Origin of the sequence: Flavobacterium johnsoniae (assembly GCF_001879205.1) — a bacterium.
Taxonomy (GTDB): Bacteria; Bacteroidota; Bacteroidia; order Flavobacteriales; family Flavobacteriaceae; genus Flavobacterium; species Flavobacterium johnsoniae_A.
The window spans coordinates 1-17,455 of sequence record NZ_MLFK01000013.1 but is presented as its reverse complement, the minus strand read 5'-3'; the positions used below and the strand labels follow the sequence as shown (position 1 = coordinate 17,455).

Below are 17,455 nucleotides of genomic sequence, written 5' to 3'. Positions count from 1 at the left end.
ATCACTTAACTAATCAAAAACATGATAAAAATGAAACAAATTATGTTAATCTTTATGATTGTCTTTACAACGCAGGTCTCGCTTGCTCAGGTAAAAACAATTAAAGGTTTGGTAAGCGATCAAAATGGATTGCCGCTGCCGGGAGTAAGTATTTTAGTTCAAGGTACAAAAACCGCCGGCCAAACGGATTATGACGGGGTGTATACGATTCAGGCATCTGCAGGGGATGTTCTGGTTTTTTCGTATATCGGTATTAAAACTAAAACTGTAACAGTTGGTTCTTCGCCAACCATTAATGTTGTGCTGTCTCAAGACACACAAAATTTGAATGAAGTAGTTGTTACAGCGTTAGGTATTAAAAGACAGAAGAAAGAATTGGGTTATGCCGTTCAGGATGTCAAGGGAGATCAATTAAACAAAGCAATTACTACCAATGTTACCACGGCATTATCAGGTAGAGTAGCGGGTGTTGATGTTTCTATTCCGGCTACAGGTGTTGCAGGAAGTACGAGAGTTATTATTAGAGGTATATCCAGTATAGGCGAGAGTAACCAGCCGCTCTATATTGTAGATGGAGTTCCTATTGATAATTCTGGTTTAAATAATGACCAGGCGGCTACAAGCAAATGGTTTGATGGTCGTGATAACGGAGACGGTATTTCAGGTATCAACCCTAATAACATCGAAAGTTTAACGGTTCTAAAAGGTGCTGCTGCTGCCGCATTATATGGCTCAAGAGCGTTAAATGGTGTTATCTTAATTACTACCAAAAAAGGAAGTAAAGGAAAAATTCAAGTCGAATTAACCAGCGGCGTGAGTTTTGACCGTGTGGATGCGAAGTATTCAGATTTTCAAACAGAATATGGTACAGGAGCAAATGGTGTACTGCCGGATCCTTCAAGAGCTCCAACCGAAATTTATACCTCTACTACAAATGCATGGGGACCAAAATTCTCTGAAACGGTAGGACAGCAGGTAAAAATATTTGACGGATCGATGAGACCCTATGCTAAAGTGGATAACAATATTCAGGATTTCTTTAGAACTGGTTTTACCACTACAAACGGAATCGCAATTTCTGGAGGAAGTGAAAATGCTTTTGTACGTTTTGGTTTTAATAACTTAAAAAATGATGACGTAATTCCGGAATCAGGATTGGAAAGAAATGACGCAAGTTTGAACGCTACCTTAAGATCAGACAAATTTACTTTAGATGCTAATGTAAATTATATTGCGGAAAATACAGATAACAGACCTGGTTTAGGAGATTCTCCTAATAACGTAGGGTATTCATTAAGCGGATTAGCTCCAAATATTGATCAGGCCTGGTTGAAAAATTACAAAAATCAGGAAACAGGAGAAATTTATCCATGGAATAATAATATTTACTTATTGAATCCTTATTTTACTACACAGGAAAACCATAACTCCTCTGTGAAAAATCGTTTTATTGGTAATGTTACAGGAACTTATCAATTAAAAAAATGGATTGCATTAACATTTAGAACAGGTCTTGATACTTATGCTTTTAGTGCTAAAGATTTTATGGCAGCCGGAAGCACCTGGCCAGGAAGAGATGAAGGATATCTTGGCTTAAATAATATCAACGTATCGGAAATGAATACGGATATTATTGCAACTCTAAGCAGTATTAAATTAGCAACAGATTTTACTTTCTCCGGAATTTTAGGAGCAAGCAGAAGAGATTTTAAAAGAGAACAAAATTCGAGATTCGGAACAAAAATCATAGAACCTGGAACAGAATATATCAGCAATTTTGTAAATCAGACAGAAAATGCTCCGGTAGAAACAAAAACAAGAACAAACTCTGTTTACGGATCGGCTAAATTTGATTTCAAAGAATATTTATATGCTGAATTTACAGGCAGAAATGACTGGTTTAGTGTAATCAATAAAGATGCGTTTTATCCAGCGGCCTCATTAGGTTTTGTATTCTCTGATGCATTTGGTCTTAAAGGTGATGCATTTTCTTATGGTAAATTCAGAGCTTCATGGGCACAGGTTTCTAATGCGCCTGGAGCTTACAAAAATGCTTTGAACTATACTACTTTTGCTTCTTATAACGGACAGAGTGTTGTAAATATTAAAAATACATCAGCACCTAATCCTGATTTAACTTACCAATCTAAAACTGGAGTTGAATTTGGATTTGAAACGGCTTTCTTCAAAAATAGATTAAGAGCTGATATTACACTTTATCGTGAAGATACATCAGATCAAACACTGGATTTACCTTCTTCGGCAACATCCGGATATGAGTTTGTTTCTGTAAATGCCGGAAAACTTCGTAATGAAGGTATCGAGATCTTTTTATCTGGTTCGCCAATAAAAACAGATAATTTTGAATGGGGAATTGATTTGAACTTCTCTAAAAACAAAAACTCAATTATTTCGCTGCATCCGGATATTAATACTTATACTATTTCAGAGGCTCGCTGGGCCGGAGCCGCAATTGTTGCTCAGGTTGGTGGACAATACGGAACTATTATGGGTAGAGATTTCTTAAGAAATGAAGCTGGAGAAAAAATTGTAGGAGCAAATGGACTGCCATTATTTACAGATGAAAAAGTGAAATTAGGTAAAGGACTTCCGGACTGGGCTGCAGGTTTAACCAATAGATTTTCTTATAAAGGTATTACTCTTCAATTCTTAATTGATATGAAATTTGGAATGGATGTATATTCTATGACGAATTCAGTTGCGGCATCAAAAGGACTTTTGGATGTAACTACAGAAGGAAGGGATGCTTATAATCATGCAAGAGCAGAAGCTGCGGCCGCTCCTGGCTTTGATCCGTCAACTTGGGTTCCAACGGCTGGTTATATTGCAGAAGGTGTTGTAAATACAGGAACAGCCCAAAATCCGGTATATGTAAAAAATACTACTCCTGTTAATCCTCAAAATTATTGGAACACAGTTTTCAACAACACTCCGGCACCATTCATTTATGATGCTTCTTATGTGAAATTGAGAGAAATCAGTTTAGGTTATACAATACCAAAAAGTGTTTTTGAAGGAGCAAAAATCAATTCAATCTATATTTCGGCATTTGCCAGAAATTTATTGACTTTTAATAAAGATCTTCCAAACGTTGACCCGGAATCAATGTACACTTCCGGAAACGGACAAGGTTTCGAATATGGTTCATTACCATTTAGACAATCGTATGGTTTTAATATTAAAGTTGCATTCTAAAAAAAGAAATTATGAAATTTAAACAAATACTAATAGCCATACTCACGTTGTTTACTGCAGTAGGCTGTACCGAAAATTTTGACGAACTGGAAAAAGATCCAGTGGCAATGTCAGCAAATCCAGCCGGACAACTTACGTTTACACAATTGTCTATGTCGGGTGACGGGTTTTACCAATGGAGAGCCAATTTAATTTATTCAGGAGGTTTTGTCCAGCATTATGCAGGAGCATGGAACGTAACAGAATTTGGAAGTAAATTCAAAAAAGACGATGGATATGCAACGGCTCTTTGGAGAAACGGATATCAAAACGAATTAAAGAACGTGGTAGATATGATTGAAAAAACAGGAGGAGATCCAGGAGCTTCAAACATGAATGCGGTTTCTAAAATCATGAGAGTTATGGTAGCACATCGTATAACAGACCTTTATGGAGATATGCCTTATTCTGAAGCCGGACTGGGTTTCTCAAAAGGAATTGTAACGCCTAAATATGATAAACAGGAAGATATTTATGCTTCATTTTTTAAAGATTTAGAAGATGCTAGTAATCAATTAAATTCCAGCGGAGGAACTATAAAAGGTGATTTATTCTATAAAGGAGATATTGTTAAATGGAAAAAATTAGCCAATACCTTAAGACTTCGCTTAGGAATGAGAATTTCTGAAGTAAAACCTGCCGAAGCAGAAAAGCAGGTAAAAGCAGCTTTACAAGGAGGAGTTTTTACTAGCAATGATGATAATTGTATCATGAACCATCTAGATGCAACTTTTAACGATGATCCTGCATCAATTGATTTTAGAGGTAATGGATTAGCGTATGCACTAAATGGAAATGAAAACGGAGATCATTTCAGTACATTGGTTATTGACTTTTTAAAAGATAATGGCGATCCAAGATTAACTATGTATGCAACTCCTAAAACAACCAGCGGTATAGTATCAGGAGGGCCAATACAGCCAGGTGAATCATTGTATGTAGGTGTGAAACCAGGGCTTTTTCAATGGGATGTTCCAACTGGAGCAAGTTCTACTTCTGGAATTCAAGCTTATTTTAAGAAAAAGACAACACCTTTCCTGCACGTAAGTTATTCAGAAACTCAACTATTACTTGCTGAAGCCGCATTTAGAGGCTGGGTTCCGGGTTCTGCAGCAGATTACTATAAAAAAGGAGTAGAAGCAGGCATAAAGCAATTAGAAATTTATGGTGCAACGCCGGCAACTCAGGCAGCTATTGATGCTTATTTAAATGCAAAACCTTTGGTTGCAGGACAGGAAAAAGTACAAATTGCAACACAGCTTTGGATAACGTACATTTTTAATAGTATTGAAGCGTATTCAAACTGGAGAAGAACTGGATATCCTGTATTAGTGCCAATTACAAATGCTGATTCTGAAACAGGAGGAGTTACGCCAAAACGTTTGTATTATCCTAATGATGAAATGCAGAAAAATGAAGCTCACTATTTAGAAGCTTTGGCTAGAATGGGAGGAAAGAATGATTGGTTGAATAAAGTTTGGTGGGATGCCAACTAAATAAAAATCCACATATATAAAGTTATGCCTGATAAGGTATTATTTTCATTCTAATTAAATTAAAAACACTAATGTTTAAATTAAAAATTATGATAAAAAATAAAGCCTTATTAGGCATCCTTTTTTTTATAAGTTCACTTTTTACGGCGTATAGCTGTTCTTCTGACAAAGAACCGCATACAGAATATTCCAAAATGAAAACAGCCAGAGTTGTCGGGTACTTATCTTCTGATAGTTTTAGTAAAATAAACTCTATTCAGTTTTGTAAACTAACACATCTGAATATTGCATTTGCTAATCCGGATAAAAATGGAAATTTAGTTTTTAACGGAGATATTGATGCAGTTATTAAATATGCAAAATCTGTTAATCCTAAAATTATAGTAAGTATTTCTCTTGCCGGAGGTGTCATTTCAGAAGAGCAGGCATCAAATTGGTCTGCTTTAATTGATAAAGCCGAAAACCGGCCAGCATTTATTCAAAACATTTTAAAATTTGTAACAGATCATAATTTAGACGGTGTTGATGTTGATCTCGAATGGGATGCCGTTACAACAGGCTATAGTGGTTTTGTTCTTGAATTGAGAAAAAGTCTGACGGATAATAAAAAACTTTTAACAGCGGCACTTCCAAACAATACCCGATTTGTAAATATAAATGAAGCTGCTTTAAATGCTTTCGATTTTATCAATATAATGGCGTATGATAGTACTGGTCCTTGGAGTCCAAACAAAATAGAACAGCACAGCTCGTTTGAATTTGCAAAAGACGGAATTGATTTTTGGCATAAACAAAATGTTCCCAGCGAAAAACTCACACTCGGTGTACCTTTTTATGGATATAATTTTACTTACGCTGCCGTTACAAGTTCCACTTTTGGAGAAATAGTACAAGCAGGAAAACAATTTGCAGATCAGGACGAAATAGGAAAAATATATTATAACGGAAGGCCAACAATTTCTAAAAAAGTAGAATTTGCTGCAGAAAATACTGGCGGCATAATGATTTGGGAACTGTCGCAGGATTCCTTTGATGAATATTCTTTGTTAGATGTAATTCATAAAAAATACACTGCATTAAAAATTAAAACTACAGGTTTATGCAGTAATTAAATAACCCTTACATGTTAATGAATTAATAAGTTTATCGCTTCTTTTTAACGTCAAAATTAAAGGGAAGCGATAATTTTTATATAAATGTCAGAATTTGAGATAGTTATTAGGTTTGAATTTTTTTTATCAAATTTTAGGTTTTGATGAATAAAATCGTCGTAAATGGGACAAATACTGCTTTTAATAGAATTGAAAACGTTTTCGCGCAGCGGATTATTGATCATTTTATGTCGTTCGTTTAAAATTTAGAGTTGTTTGTATAAAATATTTTTTTTAACAATCCCTTAAGAATAATTTTACCTCATAACTAACAAAATAAATAAACATGAAAAAAATTTTCTTAATCTTTATGATTGTTTTTACGGCGCAGGTTTCGCTTGCACAAGTAAAAAATGTTAAAGGTGTGATTACAGATTCTGATGGGATGCCGTTACCTGGGGCATCTGTTGCTGTACAAGGAGGTCAAAAAGGCGCTACTACCGATTTTGACGGATTGTACTCAATTGAGGTTCAAAAAGGTCAGACATTAGTTTTTAGCTATGTTGGTCTTGAAACACAAAACATAGTTGTAGGTGATGCTGCTACAATTAATGTAAAAATGAAAGTGGCTGCATCTAATGCGCTAAATGAGGTTGTGGTAACTTCATTAGGAGTTCAAAAAACGAGAAAATCATTAACGTATGCTGCACAAGAACTTAAAGGAGAAGAATTAACTCGTGTAAAAGATGCCAACGTTATTAATACAATTGCTGGAAAAATTGCCGGTGTTGCTGTAACAAAAAGTTCTGGTGGTACTGGTGGATCTACAAAGGTAGTGATCCGTGGTAACTCTTCTATTATGAACAGCCAGCCGCTTTATGTTATTGATGGTATTCCTTTGTATAACGGAAGTTCAAATCAGCCAAACGACTCTTTTGGTAGTACTGCAGGAGGTAACCGTGATGGTGGAGACACTGTTTCTTTGATTAATCCAGATGATTATGAAGGAATGACAGTACTTAAAGGTGCAGCTGCATCTGTATTGTATGGTTCTCAGGGAGCAAATGGTGTTATTTTACTTTCTTCTAAAAAAGTGAAACAAAACACTGGAAACTTAGCAGTTTCTTCTGTTACTACCTTTGAATCTGTACATTCTTTGCCAAAATTCCAGCATGAATATGGAACTGCAAATGCTCAAAAATCTTGGGGAGGGAAAGTGCAGTCAAATGATTTTGAAAAAGACTTCTTTAACACAGGGGTGACTCAAATTACTTCTGCAACTTTTACAACAGGAACAGATGTTTCTACAACAAGTTTATCTTATGCTAATACTTCTGCTGCGGGGATTATTGAAGGTAACGGTTTAAAGAAAAACAACTTTGGAATTCGTCAGACAGCGAAATTTTTTGATAATAAATTAACTGTTTCTGCTGATGCGAAATATACAAGCCAAACTATCGACAACAGACCTGTAAACGGACTTTATTCAAATCCATTAACTGGAGTATATTTGTTCCAAAGAGGAAATGATTTCAATTATTACAAAGATAATTTCGAAACATTTATTCCTTCTAGAAACCTATACGGTCAAAATTTTTACAGCGCACCAAATGCTGATATTTATGTTCAAAATCCTTATTGGTTAATCAATAGAAACAAATCTGTTGATAAAGACAATTTCTTTAACGGAAATATCGCTTTAGATTATAAAGCAAACAATTGGTTAAGCATTGGAGCGAGATACAGCTATAACAGAATTGAAAATGATTTTGATAAAAGAATCTATGCTACTACAAATATTTCTTTATCTAATATAAACGGTAGATATATAAACGTTGCTACATTAAGCACACAACGTTACGGAGATTTAATTGCTAAAATCAATACTAGCTTCAACGAAAACTTTAGTTTTAATGCTATAGTTGGAGCAAGTATTAATAACACTTTAGCAAATCATGCTACTACTTTAGATTCTGGTATTGTTGGCGGACTTGTTAATGCGAACTTATTTACTTTAGGAAATTTTGGAAACTCAAGTGGAATTGACAATTTAAGTTTACAAGCTACAGGTTCTTCTAGAGAAGTTCAGTCTTTATTTGCTTCTGCAACTTTTGGTTACAAAAACATGTTATATTTAGATGTTACCGGACGTAACGACTGGTCTTCTACATTAGTAAATACAGATACTGGATCATATTTTTATCCATCTGTAGGGGTTACTGCTCTTATAAGCGAAATGACAACTTTACCAGAGTGGATTAACTTTGGAAAAGTTAGAGGAACTTATGCACAAGTTGGTAATGATATTTCAGCTTTCGTAACTTCTCCAAAATCAACTGTTCAAGGTGGTTTAATTATTCCTCCAACAGTAGGACCAAGACCAGGTGAATCATTAAAGCCAGAATTAAAATCAGAATATGAATTTGGTACTGAGTGGAGAATGTTTAATAATAGATTAGGTTTTGAGTTTTCTTACTACAATTCAGAAACTAAAAACCAATACGTTCAGGTTCCTGCTCCCGCAACAAATCCTTTTGGTTATACAAATTACGGAATTAATGCAGGTAGTATCGAAAATCAAGGTATCGAACTTGTTGTTAGTGGAAAAGTTATTACTGGAGATAAATTCTCTTGGGAGACTATGGTAAACTATTCTCACAATAGAAATAATGTTAAATCAATTCCAGAAGAATTAGGAGGTACAATTCCATTAACTCCTGTAAACAACATTAATTACAGATATGCTTTAACTGAAGGAAGACCATTTGGTGTAATCGAAGGAAAAGGCATTGTTAAAAATGCTAACGGAGAAATTGTTTTAGATGATAAAGGAAATTTAGCAGTAGAAGCTGATTTTCGTGAAGTTGGTAATGCAAATCCTGATTTTATGTTGGGCTGGTCAAACACATTTAAGTTTGGAGCTTTTACAGCTAACTTCTTAATCGACGGACGTTTTGGGGGAGATGTAATGAGTATTACTGAATCTATGAACGATTGGTATGGAGTTTCAAAAAGATCTGGAGATGCAAGAAATGCCGGTGGTGTTGCAGTAAATGCAGTGATGCCTAATGGTACAAAAGTAACTTCAATGGATGCTCAAAAATATTATGAAACAGTTGGAGGACTTAATGGAGCTACAGCTGAGTATGTATATGACGCTACAAACGTAAGTTTAAGAGAGGTTTCACTTGGTTATACTTTCAATAAAAAAACGTTGCCATTTGTTAATACAGCAACTTTATCATTAATCGCAAGAAACTTATTCTTCATTTATAAAGATGCACCTTTTGATCCAAACATTGCTTTAAGTACAGGTCAAGGTTTACAAGGAGTTGATATTTATGGTTTACCATCAACAAGAAGTATTGGTCTTAATTTAAATGTAACTTTCTAATTAAATTATCATGAAAACAAATAATATAAAAAAATCATTAATCTGTTTTAGTCTTTTAGCCTTAGTTGGTTGTACAGATAACTTTGATGAGGTTAATAGTAATCCTGATGGTTTTACTTATGAAGAGACAACCCAGGACTTTAATCATATTAAAGGACCTTTCAAAAACATGTTTGAGAACGTAATGGTAAACACTCCAGGTTGGAAGTATCAGGTAGCCATTGATTTATCTGGAAATACATGGGGAGGTTATACTACAGCTCCTGGTTTTGATGGTTCTAATAACCTTTCTTATGCACTTTCTGATAACTGGAACCTTTGGGGATGGGAGGCTATTTATGCTCAGGTTATGTCAAACTTCTTAAAAGTTGAAAGAGAATCTAAAGGTAAATATGATGATTTTTATGCTCTTGCTACAATTATCAAAGTGCAGACTTTACATAAAGCAGCAGATTCATGGGGGCCAATTGTTTACTCAAAATTGGGTACAACAGATGCAGCAATTGGATATGATTCTCAAGAAGAAGCGTATGGTTTAATGTTTAAAGATTTAGATTTTGCTGTTACTGAACTAACAAAAAGAATTGATGCAGGAGAGCCAAGTGCTTTTACTAATACAGACCGTTCAACATACAAAGGAGATTATACAAAATGGGTTAGATATGCAAACTCATTGCGTTTAAGATTAGCAATGCGTATTGTAAAAGCTAATCCGGCATTAGCTAAAGCAGAAGCAGAAAAAGCGATCAGCCAAAAATTTGGGGTAATGACTGTTGCTTCAGATAGCTTTATTGTTAACAAAGATGTGGCACAACATCCTCTTAAAGTTGCGGCTTACGAATATAATGACAGCCGTATGTCTGCAGATATGGAATCTATTATGGGTGGTTACAACGATCCTAGAATGAATGTTTATTTCAAGACATCTGAGCAATTTCCTGGAGAATATAAAGGAATCCGTACAGGAGGAAATCTTGGAGATAAATCATTACACATAAAATTCTCAAATTTTGGTAAGATAATAGACGAAGACAAACAAGTTGTTTGGTTAAATACTGCCGAAGTTTATTTCTTAAGAGCAGAAGGAGCTCTAAGAGGATGGAATATGGGAGGCGATGCTGAAACATTCTATAAAGCAGGTATTACCGCGTCGTTTACGCAGCTTTCTACAGGTGGTGCTGCTGATTATATTGCAGATAATGTAAAAACAGCAAAAGACTATGTAGATCCTGTTGCCCCATTTAACAGTGGTTTAGCAGTAAATAATATAACTGTTGCCTGGGATAATGCAGCAAGCAACGAAGTGAAATTGCAAAAAATCATTACTCAAAAATGGATTGCAAACTTTCCTGATGGTATGGAAGCATGGGCTGAACACCGTAGAACAGGTTATCCTAAATTATTGCCAATTCTTAATAACCAAAGTGCCGGTGCAATTACTACTGAGTATGGTGTAAGAAGAATAAACTTTGTTTCTACTGAAAAAGACGGAAACCCTGAAGGTCTTAAAACAGGTATTGCAAAACTTGGAGGTCCTGATAATGGAGGAACAAGAACCTGGTGGGATGTTAACGCTCCAAATTTCTAAAATAAATATCAAAAAAATTATAAGATTTTAAGTTTGGTTAGTAAATGGTATAAGCAATGCAAATTGCTTGTACCATTTCAAAAACCAAAATTGTATATACCAAAAAAAGAAAAGAAATGAAAAGTGCTTTAGAAATAAAACCTGACATCAGCTATAAGAGCGCCGGTAAATTTGAAGAGACGAGATTCGAAAAAATTCATAACGAGATCTTCAAAAGTTCTGCTGAAGCTTCGGTAATTGTGGCGCAGGAAATCGCTCAATTAATTAAATCTAAGCAGGAAAAAGGTAAATCTTGTGTACTGGGGCTGGCGACAGGATCTTCTCCTATAAAAGTATATGAAGAATTAGTGAGAATGCACAGAGAAGAAGGACTTAGCTTTAGTAATGTAATCACTTTTAACCTGGATGAATATTATCCAATGAACAAAGAGAACAATCAGAGCTATCATTATTTCATGCATCAGCATCTTTTTAATCATATTGATATTAAACCCGAAAATATAAATATTCCTGATGGTACAGTATCTATTGATGAATTAAATCAATATTGTATCGACTATGAAATGAATATTAAACAAGCTGGCGGACTTGATTTTCAACTGCTGGGAATTGGTCGTACAGGTCACGTTGGTTTCAACGAACCGGGATCACACATCAATTCAGGAACACGAATTATTACACTGGATCATATTACAAGAGTAGATGCCTCGTCTGATTTTAACGGAATTGACAATGTTCCAAAAAGGGCGATTACCATGGGGGTTTCTACCATTATGCGATCTAAAAGAATCGTTTTGATGGCTTGGGGACAAAACAAAGCCGATATTATCAAAAGAACCGTTCAGGGAGATATCAGTTCAGAAGTTCCGGCAACTTTTTTACAAAATCATCCAAACGCTACTTTCGTTCTGGATCAGTCTGCTGCATCAGAATTGACGCGTTTTAAAACGCCTTGGCTGGTTGGAGAATGCATCTGGACACAAGAATTAAAAAGCAAAGCTATTGTTTGGCTGTGCCAGAAAACAAACCAGTCTATTTTAAAATTAACAGACCGTGATTACAACAACAACGGAATGTCTGATTTATTGGCACAAGAAGGTTCTGCTTATGACTTGAACATCAATATGTTTAATGTATTGCAGCACACCATTACAGGCTGGCCTGGCGGAAAACCAAACACCGACGATTCTCATCGTCCGGAAAGAGCCAATCCTGCCAAAAAACGAGTGATCCTTTTCAGTCCGCATCCGGATGATGACGTGATTTCGATGGGGGGAACTTTTTCAAAATTGATAAAACAAGGACATGATGTACACGTAGTATATCAAACCTCTGGAAATATTGCCGTTACAGATGATGAAGCCTTGAAATTTGCTGAAGTATGCAACGATTTCACGGGCGGAAATCTTCCAAAAGACATCAACTTCAAATCGGTTATTGAGTTTTTAAACAACAAATCTGAAAATCAGATTGATTCTCTTGAGGTTAGAAAACTAAAAGGATTAATCAGAAGAAGAGAATCTTATGCAGCAACAAGATACATCGGCTTAAAAGATGAAAATACACACTTTTTGGATCTTCCTTTTTACGAAACAGGACAGGTAAAAAAGAATCCGTTAGGGGCTGAAGATATTGCCATTGTAAAAGAAATCATTGCCAGAATAAAACCGCATCAGGTATTTGCAGCCGGAGATTTAGCAGATCCGCACGGAACTCATGAAGTTTGTCTGAATGCGATTTTTGCAGCCATGAAAGAATTAAAACCGGAAAAATACATGGACGACTGCTGGCTGTGGCTTTACAGAGGCGCATGGCACGAATGGGATATCCATGAAATCGATATGGCTGTGCCGCTTTCTCCATCAGAAGTATTGCTGAAACGCCACGCTATCTTATACCATCAATCTCAAAAAGACAGAGTTATGTTTCAGGGTAATGACTCCAGAGAATTCTGGGTTAGAGCCGAAGACCGTAACAAAAATACCGCAGTTCTTTACGACGAACTAGGATTGGCAGAATACGAAGCTATTGAAGCTTTTAAACGTTTTGATTATTAAAGTTGTTTTAAAACGATTCGGGTGAGAGCGAATCAAATTTCAAAATTCAGATTGACCTCAAAGCGATTAGTGAGGTAAAGCAGAAGTCTTTCTGAGTTTTGTTTTTTATCTAATTATAAGATGCTCCAGAAAAGTATCGAACCAAAAAAAATAAAAATGAAATATTTATTTGTACTATTATTAGCAGGCGTAACAGCAAGCGCTCAGGTTCAAAAAGAGCAGCTAAATCTTATGCCTTGGCCTCAAAATGTTGTTGTAAACAATGGAAATTTTACTTTAAGTAAAAACTTTAAAGTAAATATCTCTGGTAATCCCAATCCAAGAATTTTTGGAGGAGTAACCCGTTTTTTGCGCCGATTAGATGGTAGAACAGGTATTTTTTTCGAACAAGGTTATATAAGTAAACTAAATGAAGTTCCAAATGCCGAATTGCAGATTAACTGTGATAAAGGCGGAAAAATAGGCTTATATGAAGACGAAAGCTACAGCTTAGACGTCAAGGCAAACAAAATTACAATCAATGCTACAAGCGATTTAGGAGCCTTACACGGTTTAGAGACCTTGCTGCAATTGCTTCAAAATGACAGTAAATCATTTTATTTTCCGGCTTCGCAAATTTCAGATTTTCCGAGATTTACCTGGAGAGGTTTAATGCTTGACGCATCAAGACATTTTCAGCCGGTTGATGTGGTTAAAAGAAATTTAGATGCATTGGCAGCAATGAAAATGAACGTTTTTCATTGGCATTTAGTTGACGATCAAGGCTGGAGAATTGAAACTAAAAAGCATCCAAAGTTAATCGAATTAGCTTCGGATGGATTGTATTACACACAAGAGGAAATTAAAAATATCGTAAAATATGCTGATGAGCGTGGTATTTTAATTGTTCCCGAAATAGATGTTCCGGGTCACGCATCTGCAATACTTACTGCTTATCCGGAAATTGGAAGCAAAGTGATTACATTGACTGGAGGAACTTCTGAAAAAAATATTCAAGGTACAGCAATCGCTACCTATGGAATTGAGAGAAATGCTGGTATTTTTTCACCAACATTAGACCCTACAAATCCTAAAACGTATAAAATATTAAATGAACTTTTTGATGAGGTATGCCCATTATTTCCCGGAGCTTATTTTCACATCGGGGGAGATGAAAATGAAGGGAAAGACTGGGATGCAAATCCAAAAATTCAAGAGTTTAAAAAGAAAAATAATCTAAAAACAAACCACGAATTACAAACTTATTTCACGATGCAATTGGCTCCGATGCTTAAAAAACACGGAAAACAATTAATGGGCTGGGAAGAAATTTTAACCAAAAATCTTTCAAAAGAAGCCATCGTTCACTCGTGGAGAGGTCCAAATGAAGGTGTCGTTGCCGGACAATCACTGGTTGATGCGGTAAAAAAAGGATATAAAACAGTATTGTCAAATGGATTTTATATCGATTTGATGTACCCAATAGCAAGTCATTATTTAAATGATCCTATGCCAAAAGGAGCAGATTTAACGGCAGAGGAAAAAGCAAGAATCTTAGGGGGAGAAGCAACAATGTGGACAGAACTTGCAACACCAACAACGTTCGATTCAAGAGTTTGGCCAAGAACAGCAGCCATCGCCGAAAGACTTTGGTCAGCAGAAAATATTACAGATGTTGCCAATATGCGCAAACGTCTTGAAAGTGTTTCTTTTAGATTAGAAGAATTAGGATTAACTCACATTAGAAATAAAGCCGTTATTCTGAGAAATATTGCAAACAACCAAAACATAAAATCAATTAATGAGTTTTCGAATGTTTGTGAACCATTAAAAGGATACACAAGAAATAAAGGAGGAACAGAATACCAAATGTATTCTCCGTTTACACTTTTTGCTGATGCTTGTACTCCAGATGCAAAAGACTCGCTGGCATTTGATGAAGCAGTCAGTCAATACCTGGCAAATAAAACACCGGATAATAAAGCAAAAGTGGCCGCATTTTTTAATAAGTGGATTTCGGTAAACAAAGGATTAATAGAGTTGAGTGCCAATGCACCCTTGGTACAATCTATTTTGCCTTTATCTAAAAAATTAAGCGATGCCTCACAAGAATTACTTCTTGTATTAGATAATAAATCAACTTTAAAATCAGCAGATTTAAAAAGTTTAATAGAACAATGCAATACAAAAGAGCATGCTGACGTAGAATTGTCAGTTTATGAAAGTTTAAAGAAATTAATTTAAGATTTGGTTTGAATTAGTATTAGTAAGTTTAAGTTGACAGTGTTGTTTTAAGAGTGCTGGTTATCTCTGCCAGAAGCATCTGGCAGAGGTAATTATAGTTAAACTTCAGAATATTTTTTTGAACTCATTAAAAAAGAATTAATAACCAAATAGCCATTAAGAAGAGTATTAACACCTAAAACCAAATAAAAAAGAATAGAATTAAAAACATGACAAAACAGAGTTTAAATTGATGAGTCGTCCCAAATTTATCAGTTGTATTTAATATTAATTTTTGAAATTATAAATAAATATCAATCACTACTATTTGCTATTGATTATCAACGAATCGGTAATAGTAATATTTATCTATAGAATGTAATTTGAGTTTATTTCCAGTCGACAGCAGCCTTCCAACCTGCAGTTGAGCGAAACCCAAAAGCTTGTGAGCCGGCGGGCCCAATTATTTATTTTCTATTAACCAATATTTATTAATTATGAAACATTATTACAGATTACTCTTTTTGTTACTGTTTCCCTTACTTGCGCTGGCCCAGCCCGCGCACGGAAAAAAAGTAGTGGGATATTATGCACAATGGTCTATCTATGCCCGGGATTTTAACATCCCTAAGATTGATGGAAGTAAATTGACGCATTTAAATTATTCTTTTTATGGTACCAGTTATGATCCTGCCCATCCTGAGAATACAAAATTACAATGTTTGGATACCTATGCTGATTTTGAGCATATGGAAGGAGGAATTCCTTGGGATGCTCCGGTAAAAGGAAACTTTTATGACTTGAAGAAGCTCAAAGAAAAGTATCCGCATTTAAAAGTTTTAATCTCTGTAGGAGGATGGACAAAAGGTCAGGATCTTTCTCCAATTGCAGCAAGTCCAGTTGCAAGAGCCGCTTTGGCAGCAGACATGGCAAACTTCATTACTACTTATCCTTTTATTGATGGTTTCGACATCGATTGGGAATATCCTCTTTCTGGCGGAACAGATGGTACCGAAGTGATAAACGGAGCCCCAATTCCTCCACAGAAATACAGCCCGGATGACAATAAAAACTTAGTGTATTTATTAAAAGCAATGCGTCAGGCAATGCCAAATAAATTAGTTACAATTGCCGCCGGAAATAATGTGCGCAAAGTAGCACAGCAATATTTAGGACCAAACAACATAACACAATATGGAATGACAGAAGACATTTCGACTTATTGTGATTATATCACTTACTTCGGATATGATTTTGGAGGAAACTGGTATGATAAGACCTGTTACAATGCTCCTTTATATGCAAGTGGAAATACAAATGATCCGCTTTACGGTGCGGCACAGTCAGAATCATTAGATGAGTTGACAAATCAGTATTTGAACGTAGTGGGTTTTCCTGCCAATAAATTAATCATGGGATTACCTTTTTACGGGAAAAAATTTGATCATGTGGCCAATAACGGAACCAATCCAAATTTACCTGGATTATTCGTTGCGGCGCCTAGAGATATTGTTCCTGGATGTACAAATCCGCAAAACCCTATCGGAACCTGGGATGGACCTGCAGCATGCGAGCGTTCCGGAAGTATCGAAATTTGCGACTTAGTAGGAAATCCAGTTACGAATTCACATGCTTATCTAGATCCAAATACGATGTTAGTTACTCCGGCTGCCGCTTCAGCAGGATGGGTACGATATTTTGATAACACTACTAAAGTCCCTTATTTGTACAATTCGACTTTAAAACAGTTTATCTCTTATGAAGATAAGCAGTCAATGGATTTAAAAGTTCAATATATAAAATCAAGAAATTTAGCAGGAGGTATGGTTTGGGAATTATCTCAGGATACCAGAGGTTCTGTGCCTAATTCATTATTAACTCAGGTTGATACTTCTTTTGGCAGTATTGTTCCGGGAACTGTGAGTATCTCAGGTTCTGTAAAAAACGGAGCAGCTTTAGTTTCGGATGTTACAGTTGATTTGCGTAATGCAAGCAATGTAATATTACAAACCGTAGTTTCTACAGGAGGAAATTTTACTTTCAGCAACCTTACTTCAGGGCAAAATTATATACTTACAGCTTCAAAAGCTACGTATAATTTTACACCTGTAACGTTAACCAATGTTACGGCAAATCAGACGGGAGTTGTTATTAATGGAACACAGCCAACATACACTGTAAGCGGAACAGTTCTTAATGGAACAACGCCGGTTTCTGGTGTGACAGTTTCTGCAGTATCAGGAAGTACTACCTTAACGGCTGTTTCTAATGCGAGCGGCGTTTACAGTATTACAGGTTTAACTGCAGGCCTTAATTTCACTGTTACGGCGGCGAAAACAGGATTCTCTTATACACCGGCTTCAACAGTTTAT

7 protein-coding genes and 1 pseudogene are annotated in these 17,455 nt (G+C 35.7%); all 8 read left to right on the top strand.

Going from position 1 to position 17,455, the window contains the following annotated elements; translation table 11 throughout:
• Nucleotides 1-30: 30 nt before the first annotated feature.
• Nucleotides 31-3,216 carry a SusC/RagA family TonB-linked outer membrane protein gene (locus BKM63_RS22060; protein ID WP_071638983.1) on the top strand — a complete coding sequence of 1,062 codons (3,186 nt, stop codon included), beginning with the start codon at nt 31-33 and terminating at the stop codon, nt 3,214-3,216.
• Nucleotides 3,217-3,227: 11 nt separating this feature from the next.
• Entirely contained in the window at nt 3,228-4,751 is a 1,524-nt protein-coding gene (locus BKM63_RS22055; RefSeq protein ID WP_071638746.1) for a SusD/RagB family nutrient-binding outer membrane lipoprotein, read from the top strand.
• Nucleotides 4,752-4,840: 89 nt separating this feature from the next.
• Nucleotides 4,841-5,863: a glycosyl hydrolase family 18 protein gene (locus BKM63_RS22050; protein WP_071638982.1), complete on the top strand. Its 1,023-nt coding sequence runs from the start codon at nt 4,841-4,843 to the stop codon at nt 5,861-5,863.
• A gap of 325 nt (nt 5,864-6,188) precedes the next feature.
• Nucleotides 6,189-9,236, top strand: coding sequence for a SusC/RagA family TonB-linked outer membrane protein (locus BKM63_RS22045; protein ID WP_071638745.1), 3,048 nt, complete (start codon nt 6,189-6,191; stop codon nt 9,234-9,236).
• A 10-nt stretch (nt 9,237-9,246) separates the two neighbouring features.
• Nucleotides 9,247-10,824, top strand: coding sequence for a SusD/RagB family nutrient-binding outer membrane lipoprotein (locus tag BKM63_RS22040; RefSeq protein WP_071638739.1), 1,578 nt, complete (start codon nt 9,247-9,249; stop codon nt 10,822-10,824).
• Between the two features lie 116 nt (nt 10,825-10,940).
• Nucleotides 10,941-12,881: a glucosamine-6-phosphate deaminase gene (gene nagB / locus BKM63_RS22035; protein ID WP_071638744.1), complete on the top strand. Its 1,941-nt coding sequence runs from the start codon at nt 10,941-10,943 to the stop codon at nt 12,879-12,881.
• Nucleotides 12,882-13,037: 156 nt separating this feature from the next.
• Nucleotides 13,038-15,104 carry a beta-N-acetylhexosaminidase gene (locus BKM63_RS22030; protein WP_071638743.1) on the top strand — a complete coding sequence of 689 codons (2,067 nt, stop codon included), beginning with the start codon at nt 13,038-13,040 and terminating at the stop codon, nt 15,102-15,104.
• Nucleotides 15,105-15,580: 476 nt separating this feature from the next.
• A pseudogene (chiA, locus tag BKM63_RS22025) lies at nt 15,581-17,455 on the top strand (T9SS-translocated chitinase ChiA); the annotation flags it as partial.